The 15,843-nt window shown below is 55.3% G+C and carries 13 protein-coding genes, 2 tRNA genes and 3 rRNA genes; 9 read left to right on the top strand and 9 right to left on the bottom strand.

The window, feature by feature from the left end:
- Positions 1-557 precede the first annotated feature (557 nt).
- From MTP41_RS06940 to rrf, 5 genes are all read left to right on the top strand, one after another.
- Positions 558-2,068, top strand: a 16S ribosomal RNA gene (locus MTP41_RS06940).
- Between the two features lie 121 nt (positions 2,069-2,189).
- Positions 2,190-2,265 (top strand) — tRNA-Ala (locus MTP41_RS06935).
- Positions 2,266-2,268: 3 nt separating this feature from the next.
- Positions 2,269-2,345: transfer RNA gene (locus MTP41_RS06930), tRNA-Ile, on the top strand.
- Positions 2,346-2,552: 207 nt separating this feature from the next.
- A 23S ribosomal RNA gene (locus MTP41_RS06925) occupies positions 2,553-5,387 on the top strand.
- A 127-nt stretch (positions 5,388-5,514) separates the two neighbouring features.
- Positions 5,515-5,631 (top strand): 5S ribosomal RNA (gene rrf, locus MTP41_RS06920).
- The 16S, 23S and 5S rRNA genes sit together here with 2 tRNA genes alongside, the layout of an rRNA operon.
- A gap of 108 nt (positions 5,632-5,739) precedes the next feature.
- Here the strand turns inward: rrf and MTP41_RS06915 are convergent.
- Genes MTP41_RS06915 through rplM form a run of 3 tightly spaced genes read right to left on the bottom strand, consistent with a single transcriptional unit; the run spans position 5,740 to position 7,206 of the window.
- A complete protein-coding gene (locus MTP41_RS06915; protein ID WP_249236475.1) occupies positions 5,740-6,387 on the bottom strand; it encodes a hypothetical protein in 648 nt (215 codons plus the stop codon).
- On the bottom strand, positions 6,362-6,760 hold the full coding sequence (rpsI, locus tag MTP41_RS06910) for a 30S ribosomal protein S9 (RefSeq protein ID WP_005938160.1): 399 nt from the start codon (positions 6,758-6,760) through the stop codon (positions 6,362-6,364). Before rpsI ends, MTP41_RS06915 begins: the two co-directional genes overlap by 26 nt.
- A gap of 17 nt (positions 6,761-6,777) precedes the next feature.
- Positions 6,778-7,206, bottom strand: a complete 429-nt coding sequence (gene rplM / locus MTP41_RS06905) for a 50S ribosomal protein L13 (RefSeq protein WP_005938158.1) — start codon at positions 7,204-7,206, stop codon at positions 6,778-6,780.
- Between the two features lie 310 nt (positions 7,207-7,516).
- Between rplM and MTP41_RS06900 the strand changes: the two genes are divergently transcribed.
- From MTP41_RS06900 to lepA, 4 genes are read left to right on the top strand one after another with little or no spacing between them, the layout of a single operon-like run.
- Positions 7,517-8,086, top strand: a complete 570-nt coding sequence (locus MTP41_RS06900; RefSeq protein ID WP_249236474.1) for a hypothetical protein — start codon at positions 7,517-7,519, stop codon at positions 8,084-8,086.
- The gene (locus MTP41_RS06895) at positions 8,083-8,862 is read left to right on the top strand and encodes a tRNA 2-thiocytidine biosynthesis TtcA family protein (RefSeq protein WP_097774373.1); all 780 of its coding nucleotides are present in this window, start codon (positions 8,083-8,085) and stop codon (positions 8,860-8,862) included. Before MTP41_RS06900 ends, MTP41_RS06895 begins: the two co-directional genes overlap by 4 nt.
- 3 nt (positions 8,863-8,865) lie before the next feature.
- Positions 8,866-10,068 carry an alanine racemase gene (alr, locus tag MTP41_RS06890; RefSeq protein ID WP_249236473.1) on the top strand — a complete coding sequence of 401 codons (1,203 nt, stop codon included), beginning with the start codon at positions 8,866-8,868 and terminating at the stop codon, positions 10,066-10,068.
- 20 nt (positions 10,069-10,088) lie between these two features.
- On the top strand, positions 10,089-11,900 hold the full coding sequence (lepA, locus tag MTP41_RS06885) for a translation elongation factor 4 (RefSeq protein WP_249236472.1): 1,812 nt from the start codon (positions 10,089-10,091) through the stop codon (positions 11,898-11,900).
- A gap of 433 nt (positions 11,901-12,333) precedes the next feature.
- Here lepA and MTP41_RS06880 read toward each other — a convergent pair whose 3' ends face one another.
- The 6 genes from MTP41_RS06880 to MTP41_RS06860 are packed head-to-tail and all read right to left on the bottom strand — an operon-like array spanning position 12,334 to position 15,213.
- Positions 12,334-12,585 (bottom strand): phage holin, encoded by a 252-nt coding sequence (locus MTP41_RS06880; protein ID WP_005938144.1) that lies wholly within the window; start codon positions 12,583-12,585, stop codon positions 12,334-12,336.
- Between the two features lies 1 nt (position 12,586).
- A complete protein-coding gene (locus tag MTP41_RS06875) occupies positions 12,587-12,814 on the bottom strand; it encodes a hypothetical protein (protein ID WP_044953283.1) in 228 nt (75 codons plus the stop codon).
- 14 nt (positions 12,815-12,828) lie between these two features.
- On the bottom strand, positions 12,829-13,224 hold the full coding sequence (locus tag MTP41_RS06870; protein ID WP_249236471.1) for a YcbK family protein: 396 nt from the start codon (positions 13,222-13,224) through the stop codon (positions 12,829-12,831).
- Positions 13,217-13,330, bottom strand: coding sequence for a CD1375 family protein (locus MTP41_RS15575; RefSeq protein WP_256372181.1), 114 nt, complete (start codon positions 13,328-13,330; stop codon positions 13,217-13,219). Before MTP41_RS15575 ends, MTP41_RS06870 begins: the two co-directional genes overlap by 8 nt.
- Complete coding sequence (locus MTP41_RS06865) at positions 13,330-13,722, bottom strand: hypothetical protein (RefSeq protein ID WP_097777124.1); 393 nt, start codon at positions 13,720-13,722, stop codon at positions 13,330-13,332. The genes MTP41_RS15575 and MTP41_RS06865 overlap by 1 nt, the downstream gene beginning before the upstream one ends.
- Before the next feature lie 18 nt (positions 13,723-13,740).
- Positions 13,741-15,213: a phage baseplate protein gene (locus tag MTP41_RS06860; RefSeq protein WP_133300971.1), complete on the bottom strand. Its 1,473-nt coding sequence runs from the start codon at positions 15,211-15,213 to the stop codon at positions 13,741-13,743.
- Positions 15,214-15,843: the final 630 nt, after the last annotated feature.

Below are 15,843 nucleotides of genomic sequence, written 5' to 3'. Positions count from 1 at the left end.
AGATGCCGTTTCCGGTCGTGCGCAAAAAAGAATGGAAAAAATCTGTCAAAAAGTGTTGACAAGGAGGCGGGGGTGTGGTATTATACTTGAGCGCCAAGCGCTGAGGCAAAAGAATGACTTCCAAAGCCTCAGCAGGAAGCCCTTGAAAAGAACCAATAGACGCTGAAAAGTTTTGCGGTTGCGAAAGCAATGAATCGCCCCAGTGGGGCGTTCAAGCAAACAGAGCGGTCTTGCGACAGCAAGATGGAGGGGGCTCACCCCGACAAGCTCACAGTTTGTTCTGAGAAACTTCTTGGATGTCCAAGTTCAGAAAGTTCAAAAGCTTCTAAAAAATAAGGCTTGACAAAAAACCACTTCGGTGGTAAAATAAACAGGTCGTCAGCCGCAAGGCTGAGACGCTACAGGACCTTGAAAATTGAACAATATCGAAAAACTTGTAAGGAACCTTTTAAGTGTTTGGAAAAACACTAAAAACAATTCCAAAAGTAATTCACACAGGACGCAAGCGATTGCGTGCTGAGCGAACAAGATTTAACACTTTTAAGTGATAAATATCATTTATAAAGAGTTTGATCCTGGCTCAGGACGAACGCTGGCGGCGCGCCTAACACATGCAAGTCGAACGAGCGAGAGAGAGCTTGCTTTCTCGAGCGAGTGGCGAACGGGTGAGTAACGCGTGAGGAACCTGCCTCAAAGAGGGGGACAACAGTTGGAAACGACTGCTAATACCGCATAAGCCCACGGCTCGGCATCGAGCAGAGGGAAAAGGAGCAATCCGCTTTGAGATGGCCTCGCGTCCGATTAGCTAGTTGGTGAGGTAACGGCCCACCAAGGCGACGATCGGTAGCCGGACTGAGAGGTTGAACGGCCACATTGGGACTGAGACACGGCCCAGACTCCTACGGGAGGCAGCAGTGGGGAATATTGCACAATGGGGGAAACCCTGATGCAGCGACGCCGCGTGGAGGAAGAAGGTCTTCGGATTGTAAACTCCTGTTGTTGGGGAAGATAATGACGGTACCCAACAAGGAAGTGACGGCTAACTACGTGCCAGCAGCCGCGGTAAAACGTAGGTCACAAGCGTTGTCCGGAATTACTGGGTGTAAAGGGAGCGCAGGCGGGAAGACAAGTTGGAAGTGAAATCTATGGGCTCAACCCATAAACTGCTTTCAAAACTGTTTTTCTTGAGTAGTGCAGAGGTAGGCGGAATTCCCGGTGTAGCGGTGGAATGCGTAGATATCGGGAGGAACACCAGTGGCGAAGGCGGCCTACTGGGCACCAACTGACGCTGAGGCTCGAAAGTGTGGGTAGCAAACAGGATTAGATACCCTGGTAGTCCACACCGTAAACGATGATTACTAGGTGTTGGAGGATTGACCCCTTCAGTGCCGCAGTTAACACAATAAGTAATCCACCTGGGGAGTACGACCGCAAGGTTGAAACTCAAAGGAATTGACGGGGGCCCGCACAAGCAGTGGAGTATGTGGTTTAATTCGACGCAACGCGAAGAACCTTACCAAGTCTTGACATCCCTTGACGATGCTGGAAACAGTATTTCTCTTCGGAGCAAGGAGACAGGTGGTGCATGGTTGTCGTCAGCTCGTGTCGTGAGATGTTGGGTTAAGTCCCGCAACGAGCGCAACCCTTATGGTCAGTTACTACGCAAGAGGACTCTGGCCAGACTGCCGTTGACAAAACGGAGGAAGGTGGGGATGACGTCAAATCATCATGCCCTTTATGACTTGGGCTACACACGTACTACAATGGCGTTAAACAAAGAGAAGCAAGACCGCGAGGTGGAGCAAAACTCAGAAACAACGTCCCAGTTCGGACTGCAGGCTGCAACTCGCCTGCACGAAGTCGGAATTGCTAGTAATCGTGGATCAGCATGCCACGGTGAATACGTTCCCGGGCCTTGTACACACCGCCCGTCACACCATGAGAGCCGGGGGGACCCGAAGTCGGTAGTCTAACCGCAAGGAGGACGCCGCCGAAGGTAAAACTGGTGATTGGGGTGAAGTCGTAACAAGGTAGCCGTAGGAGAACCTGCGGCTGGATCACCTCCTTTCTAAGGAGTCAGGCAAGGACAGGACATCAAAAGATGGACAGTCCTTGGACAGGTAACAAACGAGAAGAGTAGATATTGTTCGATTTTGAGGGCCCTGAAAAGGGAACTCAATTCCTAATGTGGGGGTTTAGCTCAGCTGGGAGAGCACCTGCTTTGCAAGCAGGGGGTCAAGGGTTCGATTCCCTTAATCTCCACCACATGGGCCAATAGCTCAGCTGGCTAGAGCACACGACTGATAATCGTGAGGTCGATGGTTCGAGTCCATTTTGGCCCACCATGTGATGTTTCTCAAAGTTCCGGGAGACCGGGCTTTGAGAAACATCACCAAGACGTACCTTGAAAACTGAATAATAACTGCGAAACAAAGATTATAGTAAGTTCTTTTTTAAGAAATATTACAATTTCAAAAGGAAGGGTAACAATAATCTTCGTTGGCAAGAGAGAATCAAGAGGATACCAAATGTTCTTGAAAGAACGTTTGAAAGGTCAAGCGAACAAGGGCGCAGGGCGAATGCCTTGGCACTGGGAGCCGATGAAAGACGTGATAAGCTGCGATAAGCTTCGGGGAGCTGCAAATAAGCATTGATCCGGAGATTTCTGAATGAGGAAACTCACCTGGGTTCATACTCAGGTACGTTATACTGAACTTCAAAATAGGTATATCGAGGGAACCGCCTGAACTGAAACATCTAAGTAGGGCGAGGAAGAGACATCAAACGAGATTCCGTAAGTAGTGGCGAGCGAACGCGGAAGAGGGCAAACCGAGAGTAGAAATACTTTCGGGGTACGGAGCGCATTTAGGACTTAAGTTGTTAACCGAACGGCATGGGAAGGCCGGTCAGAGAGTGTGAGAACCACGTAGGTGAAAACGACAAGAGCCGAGCGAATTCCAGAGTACGGCCAGACACGTGAAACCTGGTCGGAATACGGGGGGACCACCCTCCAACCCTAAATACTACCCAGTGACCGATAGCGTATAGTACTGTGAAGGAAAGGTGAAAAGCACCCCGGGAGGGGAGTGAAAAAGAACCTGAAACCCTGTGCCTACAAGCACCTAGAGCGCGTCAATGCGTGATAGGGTACTTTTTGTAGAACGGTCCGGCGAGCGATTGTATGCAGCAAGGTTAAGGACTTAAGGTCTGGAGCCGAAGCGAAAGCGAGTTTGAAAAGGGCGTTAAGTTGCATATAATGGGCCCGAAACCGGGTGACCTACCCATGGTCAGGTTGAAGTGGAAGTAAAATTCCATGGAGGACCGAACCGACCTCCGTTGAAAAGGCGGCGGATGAACTGTGGGTAGCGGAGAAATTCCAATCGAACCCGGAGATAGCTGGTTCTCCCCGAAATAGTTTTAGGACTAGCCTCAAGTTAGATACCTGGAGGTAAAGCACTGAATAGCCTAGCGGCCGAGAGGTTAGCGAAGCTTATCAAACTCAGAATGCCAGAGTATTGATGCTTGGGAGTCAGACAGTGTCAGATAAATGTCATTGTCAAAAGGGAAACAGCCCAGATCTACAGCTAAGGTCCCAAAGTCAGGTTAAGTGGAAAACGATGTGAAGATACGTAGACAACCAGGATGTTGGCTCAGAAGCAGCCACTCATTCAAAGAGTGCGTAATAGCTCACTGGTCGAGCGTCTTTGCGCGGAGAATTTAACGGGGCTAAACCTGACACCGAAGCTTAGGCAGCATGTTTACATGCTGGGTAGGGGAGCGTTGTATACGCGGTGAAACAGTAGCGCAAGCGGCTGTGGAGTGTATAGAAGTGAGAATGCCGGAATGAGTAGCGCGAATGCAGTGAGAATCTGCATGGCCGAAAGCCTCAGGTTTCTGGAGGAAGGTTCGTCCGCTCCAGGTTAGTCGGGAGCTAAGGTGAGGCCTAACGGCGTAGCCGATGCACAGACGGTAGAGATTCCGTCACCACCAAAAGAGTTAAACACAGGGACACATATGAAGTCTCGGAGCCGGGTGTTGGTTCCGGTAGCGATCGAGGGAAGTTAGTACCGAAGTCCGGGATGGAAGATGGCGAGAAAAGCTGTGTGTATTTCTGCGGTGCCCGTACCGCAAACCGACACAGGTAGGTAGGAAGAAGATTCTAAGGCCAACGGGAGAAGGGTTGTTAAGGAACTCGGCAAATTGACCCCGTAACTTCGGGAGAAGGGGTGCTGCAGCAATGCAGCCGCAGAGAATCGGCCCAAGCAACTGTTTACCAAAAACACAGGTTTGTGCTAAATCGAAAGATGACGTATACGAGCTGACGCCTGCCCGGTGCTGGAAGGTTAAGAGGAGATGTGCAAGCATTGAATCGAAGCCCCAGTGAACGGCGGCCGTAACTATAACGGTCCTAAGGTAGCGAAATTCCTTGTCAGGTAAGTTCTGACCCGCATGAAAGGCGTAATGATTTGGGCACTGTCTCAACAGCCCGCCCGGCGAAATTGTAGTACCGGTGAAGATGCCGGTTACCCGCGACAAGACGGAAAGACCCCATGGAGCTTTACTGTAGCCTAATATTGGGTTTCGATGTTGCATGCACAGGATAGATGGGACACTAGGAAGCAGGTGCTTTGGCGTTTGTGGAGTGGCCGTTGGGATACCATCCTTGCGATATTGGAATTCTAACCTGCGCCTTTGAATCAAGGCGGGGGACATTGTTAGGTGGGCAGTTTGACTGGGGCGGTCGCCTCCTAAAGAGTAACGGAGGCGTTCAAAGGTTCGCTCAGCTTGAACGGAAATCAAGCAAAAGAGTGCAAACGCAGAAGCGAGCCTAACTGCGAGACTGACGGGTCGAGCAGTAACGAAAGTTGGAGTTAGTGATCCGGTGGTATGTGAGTGGAAATGCCATCGCTCAACGGATAAAAGTTACCCTGGGGATAACAGGCTGATCTCCCCCAAGAGTCCACATCGACGGGGAGGTTTGGCACCTCGATGTCGGCTCATCGCATCCTGGGGCTGTATTCGGTCCCAAGGGTTTGGCTGTTCGCCAATTAAAGCGGTACGCGAGCTGGGTTCAGAACGTCGTGAGACAGTTCGGTCCCTATCTGTCGTGGGCGCAGGATATTTGATGGGAGCTGTTCCTAGTACGAGAGGACCGGAGCGGACGTACCTCTGGCGCACCAGTTGTTCTGCCAAGAGCATAGCTGGGCAACTATGTACGGATCGGATAAACGCTGAAAGCATCTAAGCGTGAAGCCGACCCAAAGATAAGATATCCCATTGTTTCAAACAAGTAAGACCCCTTGAAGACTACAAGGTTGATAGGCACGATGTGTAAGTGGAGCGATCCATTCAGCAAGCGTGTACTAATAGGTCGAGGGCTTGACCACAATTCGCTTGAGACTCTGAGAGTCAACGAAAAAATGTAAGCAGTGATTATTCAGTTTTGAAGGCACGTCCTTCTAAGAAACACTGGACAAAGTACAACAAACATGTTATACTAGGCCAGTCAGATCGGTCGGTGTCGATGACGGTGAGGTTCCACCTGTTCCCATTCCGAACACAGAAGTTAAGCTCACTTGTGCCGAAGATAGTTCGCTGGAAACGGCGCGTGAAAATAGGTAGTCGCCGACTTGAACAAAAAACGCTTCAGAAGAAATTCTGAAGCGTTTTTCTTTTGTCGGAAAGCTTTGTCAAATCTTTTTCTCTGGGTTTATACAGGGATGTTGGTATCAAAAAATATCAGAGCATCGGCGGCGTGATATCACCACCGCTCTCCCCATAATGTCTCTTTGCAAAAATCACCATACGGTCTGCCGCTTCACCTTGTCCATCTGCGGCCTCCTGCTTCACAATTTCAACGCAGAACTCAACATTGTTGCCATTGTATCGATAATAACACAGAAAATTTGCCACCAATGCATTCGCAGCGTTTTTCCATGCCTGCGGATCAACAGCATTCTCCGGCATGGAAAAGACAGCCGTTCCGAATCCGTCGGCACCGACAGTTACATCTGTCGGGCAAAAATCGGTTACATTCTGAGGCTCAAAGACATACGTGTATCCAGCCTCAACTTCCTTAAGATATGCCTCCAGAATGGCCCGTGCTTTTACGCTCAGCGCTTTGTTTTCGACCAGATTATAAGAATTCCCGTTTTGCTTAACTGCCGCTTTCAGTGCAGTCTTTACTGCATTTTTTGTCTGCTCCGAACTGCTACTGCCGCTGGGCCAGCAGCCTGTCAGTGCAGTCAGTGTCAATGCGCCGCATGATGTGCGCAATCGCGCACCCCAGTTCAGCAGAAAACTTGCAACAAAAAAGCAGCCCTGCCAAGGCAGGACTGCAAAGTTTGCGATACGGGATAAATCAGCGCTTGCTGAACTGAGGTGCACGACGGGCAGCCTTCAGACCATACTTCTTACGTTCCTTCATACGAGGATCGCGGGTCAGGAAGCCTTCCTTCTTCAGAGCAGCACGATTCTCCTCGTTCTGCTGCAGCAGAGCGCGGCTCAGGCCGTGGCGGATAGCGCCAGCCTGACCGGAAACACCGCCGCCGGAAACGCGGACGACAACATCGTACTTGCCCTCCAGGCCCAGCAGGACCAGCGGAGAACGGACGATCAGCTTCAGGGTCTCCAGACCAAAGTAGTTGTCGATATCACGATCGTTGATGGTAATCTTGCCAGTGCCGGTGTAAACACGAACGCGGGCAACGGAATCCTTACGACGACCAGTGCCGTAGAAATAAGGTTTGGTTTCGTACATGTTCGATTGCCTCCTTCTTAGAACTCGATCTTCTCGGGCTTCTGAGCTGCGTGAGCGTGCTCGGCACCCTGGTAGCAGTGCAGGCGGGTCAGAGCCTTAGCACCGATGGTGTTGGAAGGGATCATGCCCTTGACAGCGTAGGTCATGGCCAGATCGCTGTGCTCAGCCATCAGCTTGCTGTACTGGACCTTCTTCAGGCCGCCGATGTACTTGCTGTGGGTGATGTGGAACTTCTGCTCAGCCTTCTTGCCGGTCAGAACAGCCTGATCGCAGTTGATGACAACAACGAAATCGCCGCAGTCCACGTTGGGGGTATAATCGACCTTCTGCTTGCCGCGCAGCAGAACAGCGGCCTCAGCAGCGACGTGGCCCAGGCTCTTGCCGGCAGCGTCGAGCAGGTACCACTTGCGCTCGACTTCAGCGGGCTTCACGAGAGTAGTGCTCATATCTATTTCCTCCTGATAAGCTTTTTGTACGTTTCAGGCGCCTTTCTGGGGCGCGAGTGTCAGTATACATCATAAAAAGGTGCCTGTCAACAGCATTTTTTGATTTTTTCATTGTAATTTTTTCAATCTTGCAAAATCTCACGTTTTCTCTTGAATCCTCGTTATTTCTAAAAACGCATTTTCTGCAAAATTTTCTGCCCACGGCCGCACATTTTCTGCCGCTGCCCGCTACAATTTTGTCTGCCGGTGTGGTATACTATAAAGGATATGGCAGCTTTTGCTGCGCACTGATACAAGGAGAATTTTTTACATGCCAAACGACATCGACCACAACGCCTCTGCCCAGCGCCGCACCTCCAAGCTTCTGGCCGCTATGGGCATCTTTGTTGCTCTGGGCATCATTGCTTACATTATTTTAACGCTGCTGGTCAACCGCAGCGTGCCCGCAAACCCGGACACCCACTACACCGGCACAAACGGCGTTTCCGTCTACTATGACAGTTCTATCTGGAAGGTATGCCAGATGACCGAGGACAGCACCCTTGGCACCGTGCTGGAACTCGCCACGGCAGACAGCGCCGACGGTGAGGACTACGAAGCTGTGCTGCTGCAGCGCGGCACTGCCGACAGCTATACGGACTTTATCGATGCGTCCGAGAAGGACCTCAAGCAGGCCTATGGCGTCATCAAGCCCCGCAAGGTGAACCTGACCGTGGACGGTGCCGAGGTGGAGGCCGTGCGCTGCGACATTCAGGCGTATTATGCGGTGCTGGCCACCATTACCTACCCCAGCGGTGACGTGGTGTATGTTTCCGGCCTGACAAAGCTTGCCTCCATCAATGACATTGTGAACCTTGTGGAAAGTGTGACCCTGTTATGAGCAGTTCCCGTGCAATGCAGCGTCTGTGCGGCCTGATGCGCAAGGCTGTGCAGGACTATGAAATGATCGCCCCCGGCGATAAAGTAATGGTGGGCGTTTCCGGCGGCAAGGACAGCGTGGCCCTTACCATCGGCCTTGCCGAACTGCGCAAGTACATCGGCTTTGATTTTACGGTGCAGGCCGTCACGCTGGACCCGCAGTTCGGCGGCAGGCCCATGGATTATACCGTATTGCAAGAGCTGTTTGCCCAGTACGATATCCCCTATGAGATCCGCCGCACCGAGATCGGCCCTGTGGTGTTCGACTACCGCAAGGAGAAGAACCCCTGCGCCCTGTGCGCCAAGCTGCGGCGCGGTGCACTGCACACGGCAGCGCAGGAACTGGGCTGCAACAAGGTGGCGCTGGGCCACCATCTGGACGATGCCGTGGAGACCTTTTACATGAATCTCTGGCGGGAGGGCCGCATCGGCTGCTTCTCGCCGGTCACCTACCTTTCGCGCCGGGACCTCACCCTCATCCGGCCCATGCTGCTGGCCACCGAGCAGGAGGTCATTTCCGCAGTGCACGCCGAGGGGCTGCCCATCGTCAAGAGCGTTTGCCCTGCCGACGGCGTGACCGTGCGCGAACAGACCAAGGAGTTCGTCAAGGAGCGCTGCCGCACCGACCACGCTTTCCGCCAGAAAACCCTGCACGCCTTGCAGGAGAGCGGCATCGATGGCTGGCGGCCCGTCCACACCGGGCGCGGCAGCTTTGCAATTACAAACGAGGAAGAATGAATCATGAAGACTCAACCTTTTGAAAAACACGTCTGGGCCGAGATCGACCTCGATGCCCTGCGGCATAACTTCCGGGCCGTCAAAGCCCGGGCCGGTGACCTGCCGCTGTGCGCGGTGGTCAAGGCCGACAGCTATGGCCACGGCGCTGTGCAGTGTGCCCGCGTTTTTGCGCAGGAGGGTGCAGCATGGCTGGCAGTGAGCTGCCTGACCGAGGCCGTGCAGCTGCGTCAGGACGGGCAGACTCTGCCCATCCTTGTTTTGGGCCATGTTCAGCCGGAGTACGCCCAGACCCTCATCCACGAGGATATCACCGTAGCGTGCTACTCCACCGAACAGGCGCAGAACCTTTCCGCTGCTGCCGTAAAGGCAGGCGGCAGAGTAAAGATCCACCTCAAGGCAGATACCGGCATGGGCCGCATCGGCTTTGCCCTGCGCACCGATTTTGATGCCGCCATCCGCGAAATGCTGGCGGTCTGTGAGCTGCCGGGCCTTGAGATGACCGGCCTGTTCCAGCACTTCTCGGTGGCCGACGACACCGCCGAAGAGAACGTTGCCTATACCGCGGAGCAGCACGCACTGTTCGTCAGAGCGTTCCATGCGCTCAAGGCGGCAGGCCGCGAGCCGCAGACCGTCCACTGTGACAACTCTGCGGGCGTGATGCTGCACCCGGACTGGCCCGAGGGATTGGCCCGGGAGCGCTGCATGGCGCGGCCCGGCATCATCCTCTACGGCTACGACCCCAGCGACGAGGTGCGCTTTGGGCAGTTCCGGCCGGTGATGACCCTCAAGACCGTGGTGAGCATGGTCAAGGAAATGCAGCCCGGTCAGAGCGCCAGCTATGGCCGCCGCTTTACCGCCGATAAGCCTACGCTGGTGGCCACCCTGTGCACCGGTTATGCGGACGGTTATCCCCGCCAGCTGAGCTGCGGCAAGGGCATCGTGGAGATCCACGGCAAGGCCTGCCCGGTGCTGGGCCGCGTGTGCATGGACCAGATGATGGTGGATGTGACCGGTATCCCGGACATCCACGAGGGCGACGAAGCCATTCTGTGGGGCGGCAGCGTCAGTGATACTGCCGAGACCATCGCCCGCAAGACCGACACCATTTCCTACGAGGTGCTGTGCGGCGTGTCCCGCCGCGTGCCCCGCGTCTACCTCGAGCACGGAAAGATCGTGGATGTCGAGGATTGGATACTGGAAGCTTAAATTTCTCCCGGAGGAACTACATGGCAAGAGACAATATCCGCAATTTCTGTATCATTGCACACATCGACCACGGCAAATCCACCCTGTCGGACCGTATTCTGGAGCTGACCAAGAGTGTGGACGAGCGCACCATGGAAGACCAGATTTTGGACAACATGGACATTGAGCGCGAGCGCGGCATCACCATCAAGGCCCGCGCTGTCACCATGAACTATACCGCCAAGGACGGCAAGACCTACGAGTTCAACCTCATCGATACCCCGGGCCACGTGGACTTTGCCTACGAGGTCAGCCGCAGTCTGGCCGCCTGCGAGGGTGCCATCCTTGTGGTGGATGCCACCCAGGGCGTGGAAGCTCAGACGCTGGCCAACACCTACATGGCGCTGGAGCATGATCTGGAACTGGTGCCCATCCTGAATAAGATCGACCTGCCCAGTGCCCACCCGGACGAGGTGGCGCAGGAGGTGGAGGACGTGATCGGCCTGCCCTGTCTGGATGCGCCCCGCGTCTCTGCCAAGACCGGCCTGAATGTGGATCAGGTGCTGGAGCGTGTCGTCACCGACATTCCTGCTCCCACCGGCGACCCGGATGCCCCGCTGAAGGCGCTGATCTTCGACAGCATCTACGACAGCTACAAGGGCGTTATCGTCTATATCCGTGTGTTTGAGGGCACCGTGAAGCCCGGCGATGCCATCCGCATGATGGCCACCGGCGCGGAGTTCACGCTGGTAGAAGTGGGCCACATGGGTGCTACCAACCTTTCTCCCTGTGCCCAGCTGCAGGCTGGTGAGGTCGGCTATCTGACCGCCAGCATCAAGACCGTGCAGGACACCCGCGTGGGCGATACCGTCACGCTGGCCAATAATCCCACCGCCGAAGCACTGCCCGGCTACCGTCAGGTCAAGCCTATGGTGTTCTGCGGCATCTACCCCGCCGACGGTGCCAAGTACCCCGACCTGAAGGATGCACTGGAAAAGCTGCAGCTGAACGACGCCTCCCTCACCTTTGAGCTGGAGACCAGCGCCGCGCTGGGCTTCGGTTTCCGCTGCGGTTTCCTTGGCTTGCTGCACATGGAGATCATCACCGAGCGGTTGGAACGGGAATTTGATCTGGATATCATCACCACCACCCCCAGCGTGCGCTACCGCCTTACCCTGACCGACGGCACTGTGGAGATGATCGACAATCCTTCCAGCTACCCCGACCCCTCCAATATCGTCAAGCAGGAAGAGCCTTTTGTGGATGTTCACCTGTACACCCCCAACGACTATGTGGGCGGCCTGATGGATCTGTGCCAGAACAAGCGCGGCGTGCTGATCGACATGAAGTATCTGGACGATGTGCGCGTTGATCTGCACTATGCTCTGCCGCTGGGCGAGATCGTGTACGACTTCTTTGATGCCATCAAGAGCCGCAGCCGGGGCTACGCCAGCTACGATTACGAGTTTAAGGAGTACCGCGAGAGTGACCTTGTCAAGCTGGACTTCCTGCTCAACGGCGACCCTGTGGACGCGCTGTCCATGATCGTGTTCCGCGATAACGCTTACGCCAAGGGCCGCCGCATCTGCGAAAAGCTGCGGGATAACATCCCCCGAAACCTGTTCGAGATCCCGGTACAGGCCGCCATCGGCGGCAAGATCATTGCCCGTGAAACGGTCAAGGCCATGCGCAAGGACGTGCTTGCCAAGTGCTACGGCGGCGACATCTCCCGCAAAAAGAAGCTGCTGGAAAAGCAGAAGGAAGGCAAAAAGAAGATGCGTCAGCTGGGCAGCGTTTCCCTGCCCAGTGAAGCCTTTACCGCTGTGCTCAAGCTGGACAGCGACGACGATTAAACTTTATAGATCAAAGAGAACCCGCGCTCTGGTATGCTGCAATGCACCCAGCGCGCGGGTTCTATCTGTTTTTTTACAATCTCAGTTTACAACAAAAAATGAGATAGGCACCCCCTTTCGGGGAAACCTATCTCATTTTTTTTGTTGGGACTATTTTGCAACAGTCCCTTTACGTTGGGGCGCTAGGGGGCGCTTACAGTCTCTTGACTGCTCTTTTCCGATTTGCTTCTGCCCGGATGATACATGATTTCAGTGCGAAAGTCATCGAAACCTGCGCGAAACGTTCTTGAATCTGCGTGAACGAATCATCTGGGCAGCAAAAAAGCCCCGGAAAGGCTGTCTGGGTGCCTTCCGGGGCTGCTGTGAAAGATGACTGCATCAGTAATACTTTTCAGTCAAAAAGTACTACTGATACACTGCTTCGAGGGCTTTCTCACTCACTTTTCTGCTTCAGGCGGGCGTATTCGGCATCGGCCTGAATGGCTGCAGAGGTGAAGCTGTTGTTGTTCCACCAGCTGATCAGCGCGGCCACGGTGGTGATGCCGGCGGTCACCAGCTGTTCCACAGTCTGGCTCTCAATGGGCAGCATAGGTTTGCCCAGAGCGCTCAGCACCTGATTGGTCAGGGCAAGCAGCAGCACAGCGGTGCGGGCGATGGTGGCGGCAGAAATTTTACCAAAGTTCATATCAATTCCTCACTTTCTCATTTTGTTCAAGGTCAGCGATGCGGTGGTTGGCCACCTTCATCTGTTCTTCTAAAATCGGTACGCGGCGGGCAAAATTGTTATGCTCGCGCACCTCGCGGGTCAGCTCTTCGAGCTTGGTGTCGGTCACGGCCTGACTGCGGCTGTTGGCGATCAGCACGCCGATCAGGGTCACGGCCCCGGCAATGACAGCGGATAAGATCGTTTCCATTCCATTCACCGCCTTTACCCGGCCCACCGGCTTTTTGCTTTGCGCACATCCACATGGACAAAGCCTTTTGCGGGGTAGCGGCCGATGCCGCCGGTGCCGGGCAGCAGGGTCTCGGCGTAGGCGGCAAGCTGCTCCACCGGCACGCCGGACACCCGGATATCCGCGGCACGGCCATACTGATGCTGGCTGTAAACCGCCCCGCCCACAGCCCTGTTGTGTGCAGCGGTGCGGTAGCCGCTGGTAATGACCACCGGAGCACCAAAGTGGTCACGGATGGCCTGCAGCACCTGCACCAGTTCGCTGTCCACAAACAAAGGGTCGGTGCCGTCTTTGCAGGCAAATTCCTTTGCGCGGAAGCCGCGGCTCAGCAGCGTTTCGCCATCCCTTGTGCGGGAGTAAACGTTAAGCATGGCCGTCCTCCTGCAGCAACGCTGCCACGGCGCCCCGCAGCCGGGCGGGCACATCCTCCAGCGTTTTGATGCCCTTGCGGATCAGGGCCGCATAGATCCTTGCCATTACACACCACCTCCTTCGTACAGTTCACACAGGGCCAGCTGCAGGTCGGTCAGCTGGCGGGTCAGGCTGGCGATCGTTTCGGGCAGACGGGCTGCTTCCTCGGCCTGCTGGCGCTCTTTTTCCCGCGCGGCCAATTCTTCTTCCGTATAGCGGATGTACCGCTGCACCGGCACCTGTTCGGTCCATGCGGCCTGCGCAGTCACGCCCGGCACATCGATGACCTTCCGCACATCCCTGCCGCCGCCGGGATACTCCGTTACGGTCTCGTAGTGGCTCACTTCCTCCACGCCTTCCACGGCGGGGTGCTCCACCGGCTCGGTGCCGCCCACCAGATGCCCAAGCGTCAGGTCAGGGGTCTCAATGGCTGTACCGTTCTCGTCAATGATCTTCATGGTTCAAAACCTCCTTTCTCATGCCACGCGGTGCCAGATGTAAACATAGTAGGCGGCGGGCTGCACGGTATCGCTTGCACCGTAGATCGGGTTCGAGCGGGAAGCGTCAAAAGTGCGGTTATATGTAGATAAGCGACGCACGTCGCCACTTAAATACGACAAACTGCTATCGTAATGCGTGGCTCCAAAAGCTCCATTACTTTGGGGGGTTGACACGGACAATACACCGCCATTGGCTGTACCCGTGATGTTCGGCAGTCCGGCCTTCACGGTGGTGCCCGCTTTGTGGCTGCTGCTGGCACCCATCAGCACGCGCTCCGATGCGATCTGCTCCCATGTGCCGCCAAACAGGGCGGCAGGGCTGGTGGGGTCGGTGCTCTGGTAGATGCTGCCCACCGGGTAGGCAGCGGAGCTGGGTGCGGCCAGCAGAGCATCGACATCTTCCTTTGTATAATAGGAAGAAAAATCGGCACCGAGGGTGCGCAGGGCGTTTGCCTTTTCGGCAGCGGTCCATTTCCCGGCGGCTGCGGCGGTGGTCAGAGCCTTCTTCACGCCATAAGGCAGCAGGGCTGCGGTCAGCGGCAGAAGCGAATCCGTCATGCTGTCCAGCTGTTTGCGGGCAGCTGGTGCGGTGATCAGGGTTCCGTCGCTGCGCACGTTGATGCCGCAGGCAGGGTCCACCCGCACTGCGCCGGGGGCCGAAGCCGTGGGCACCGTGCTGCTGCGCAGGTAGGGCGACAGATCCGGCATGGCGGCAGTATCGGTCAACACGGCCCCGGTGTTGGGGTCCACGCTCAGCACCCGAAGCAGCCGGCCGGAGACCGGAACTGCCGGGCAGGGAAGCGCCCCCACATCCTGCGCCGTCAGTTTTACGATGCCGCTTTTGCCGTTCACGCTCACTACCTGACCGCCGGTAGGCACCAGCTCCTCTGCCCGTGCGGCAGCAGCCTCGGCACGGGCTGCACAGCGGGATGCAGCGGCACTGTCGGCGCTGGTGCGCTGTGCCGCGGTCTGGGCCTGTGCCGCATTGGATGCCGTGCTTGCAGCACTGGCAGCGGCACGCTGCGCGGCGGTGGAAGCGGTACTGGCACTTTCCAGCACACGCGCCACGAACTGCTCATACTGCGAGGGCGGCAGCTCTTCCGCGCCGCCGTCGATGGGCAGGATGGCGTAGGTGTCGTAGCTGCCGGGCCGGGTGTAGGCGGCGTAGCCGCTGGCATCGATGGCTGCCAGCATCCACTGTCCGCCGGTGCTTCCGGTCAGGCGGCGGTCCACGGTGACGCAGTGCTGCGTGTCCAGTGAGACCGGTGCCAGCAGGGTGCCGTCACTGCGGCGCAGGTAGAGCGCAACGGTGCACCCGGCCCATGCTTCCGGCAGTGTGAAGCACAGCTCGTCCACACCGGCAGCGTTCTGTGCACCGAGGTGCAGGCGGTGCGGCTGGGACAGAAATTCGGTGCCGCCGCACTGCCTTTGAATGATCTTGATGTTCACTTGAAAACCTTCCTTTCTGTTTTTTGTTTGATTGTACAGCCGCTGCCCGGCAGCTGCCAGTGTGGTCTTTTGCTGCACAAATTTCTGCGCTTCGGCATTTTGCCGGAAGGCGCTTTTCATGGGTAATTCGCACAGTTCTTTGTGGGTGAAAAATGGGATGAAAAAGAGGTGGTTTTGTACGGAAAACCAGCGATTTTTGGCCGCATGCCGCATGGGAAAACGAAACCCAAAAGTGCAGTTTCCGGTGCAAAAAATCCAAAATAAATGTTAAAAATTCGTGAACAAAACACCCCAGAAAACAGGTCAAAAATCGGAAGGAAATAACCGAAAAAACAATATTTTGGAGAAAACAATGTTAAAATTGCACAAAAAATAACGTCAAAAAACTAACAAAGTGTGAGGAGGTGATTTGACAAATGGCCATTGGGCTGGTAAAATAAGACCCGCTCAACGGAACCAACAGACGTTGCAGCGTTTAAAATTTATCTGGATGAAGTAAAAAGCCGTCTTATATACGGCGCGGCGCGGGCAGATGGGGTCTGGGCCGGGAGGGTAACTGCACCCTCCGCAGCGGAGTCCAAATTGTATACGATGCTCGATTTTACCAAAAAGAGGGCATCGTATTTGATT

The sequence above is a fragment of the Faecalibacterium sp. I4-3-84 genome (assembly GCF_023347255.1).
Taxonomy (GTDB): domain Bacteria; phylum Bacillota; class Clostridia; order Oscillospirales; family Ruminococcaceae; genus Faecalibacterium; species Faecalibacterium taiwanense.
The sequence above is the reverse complement of the archived record's forward strand: the minus strand, read 5'-3'. Positions and strand labels throughout refer to the sequence as shown.

Excerpts from the sequence above, each read along its gene's own strand:
- MTP41_RS06900 (WP_249236474.1), top strand. The coding sequence starts at position 7,517 with ATGCCAAACGACATCGACCACAACGCCTCTGCCCAGCGCCGCACCTCC.
- MTP41_RS06870 (WP_249236471.1), bottom strand. The coding sequence starts at position 13,224 with ATGCTTAACGTTTACTCCCGCACAAGGGATGGCGAAACGCTGCTGAGC.
- rpsI (WP_005938160.1), bottom strand. The coding sequence starts at position 6,760 with ATGTACGAAACCAAACCTTATTTCTACGGCACTGGTCGTCGTAAGGAT.
- MTP41_RS06875 (WP_044953283.1), bottom strand. The coding sequence starts at position 12,814 with ATGGAAACGATCTTATCCGCTGTCATTGCCGGGGCCGTGACCCTGATC.
- MTP41_RS06865 (WP_097777124.1), bottom strand. The coding sequence starts at position 13,722 with ATGAAGATCATTGACGAGAACGGTACAGCCATTGAGACCCCTGACCTG.
- MTP41_RS06880 (WP_005938144.1), bottom strand. The coding sequence starts at position 12,585 with ATGAACTTTGGTAAAATTTCTGCCGCCACCATCGCCCGCACCGCTGTG.
- MTP41_RS15575 (WP_256372181.1), bottom strand. The coding sequence starts at position 13,330 with ATGGCAAGGATCTATGCGGCCCTGATCCGCAAGGGCATCAAAACGCTG.
- lepA (WP_249236472.1), top strand. The coding sequence starts at position 10,089 with ATGGCAAGAGACAATATCCGCAATTTCTGTATCATTGCACACATCGAC.
- MTP41_RS06895 (WP_097774373.1), top strand. The coding sequence starts at position 8,083 with ATGAGCAGTTCCCGTGCAATGCAGCGTCTGTGCGGCCTGATGCGCAAG.
- alr (WP_249236473.1), top strand. The coding sequence starts at position 8,866 with ATGAAGACTCAACCTTTTGAAAAACACGTCTGGGCCGAGATCGACCTC.
- rplM (WP_005938158.1), bottom strand. The coding sequence starts at position 7,206 with ATGAGCACTACTCTCGTGAAGCCCGCTGAAGTCGAGCGCAAGTGGTAC.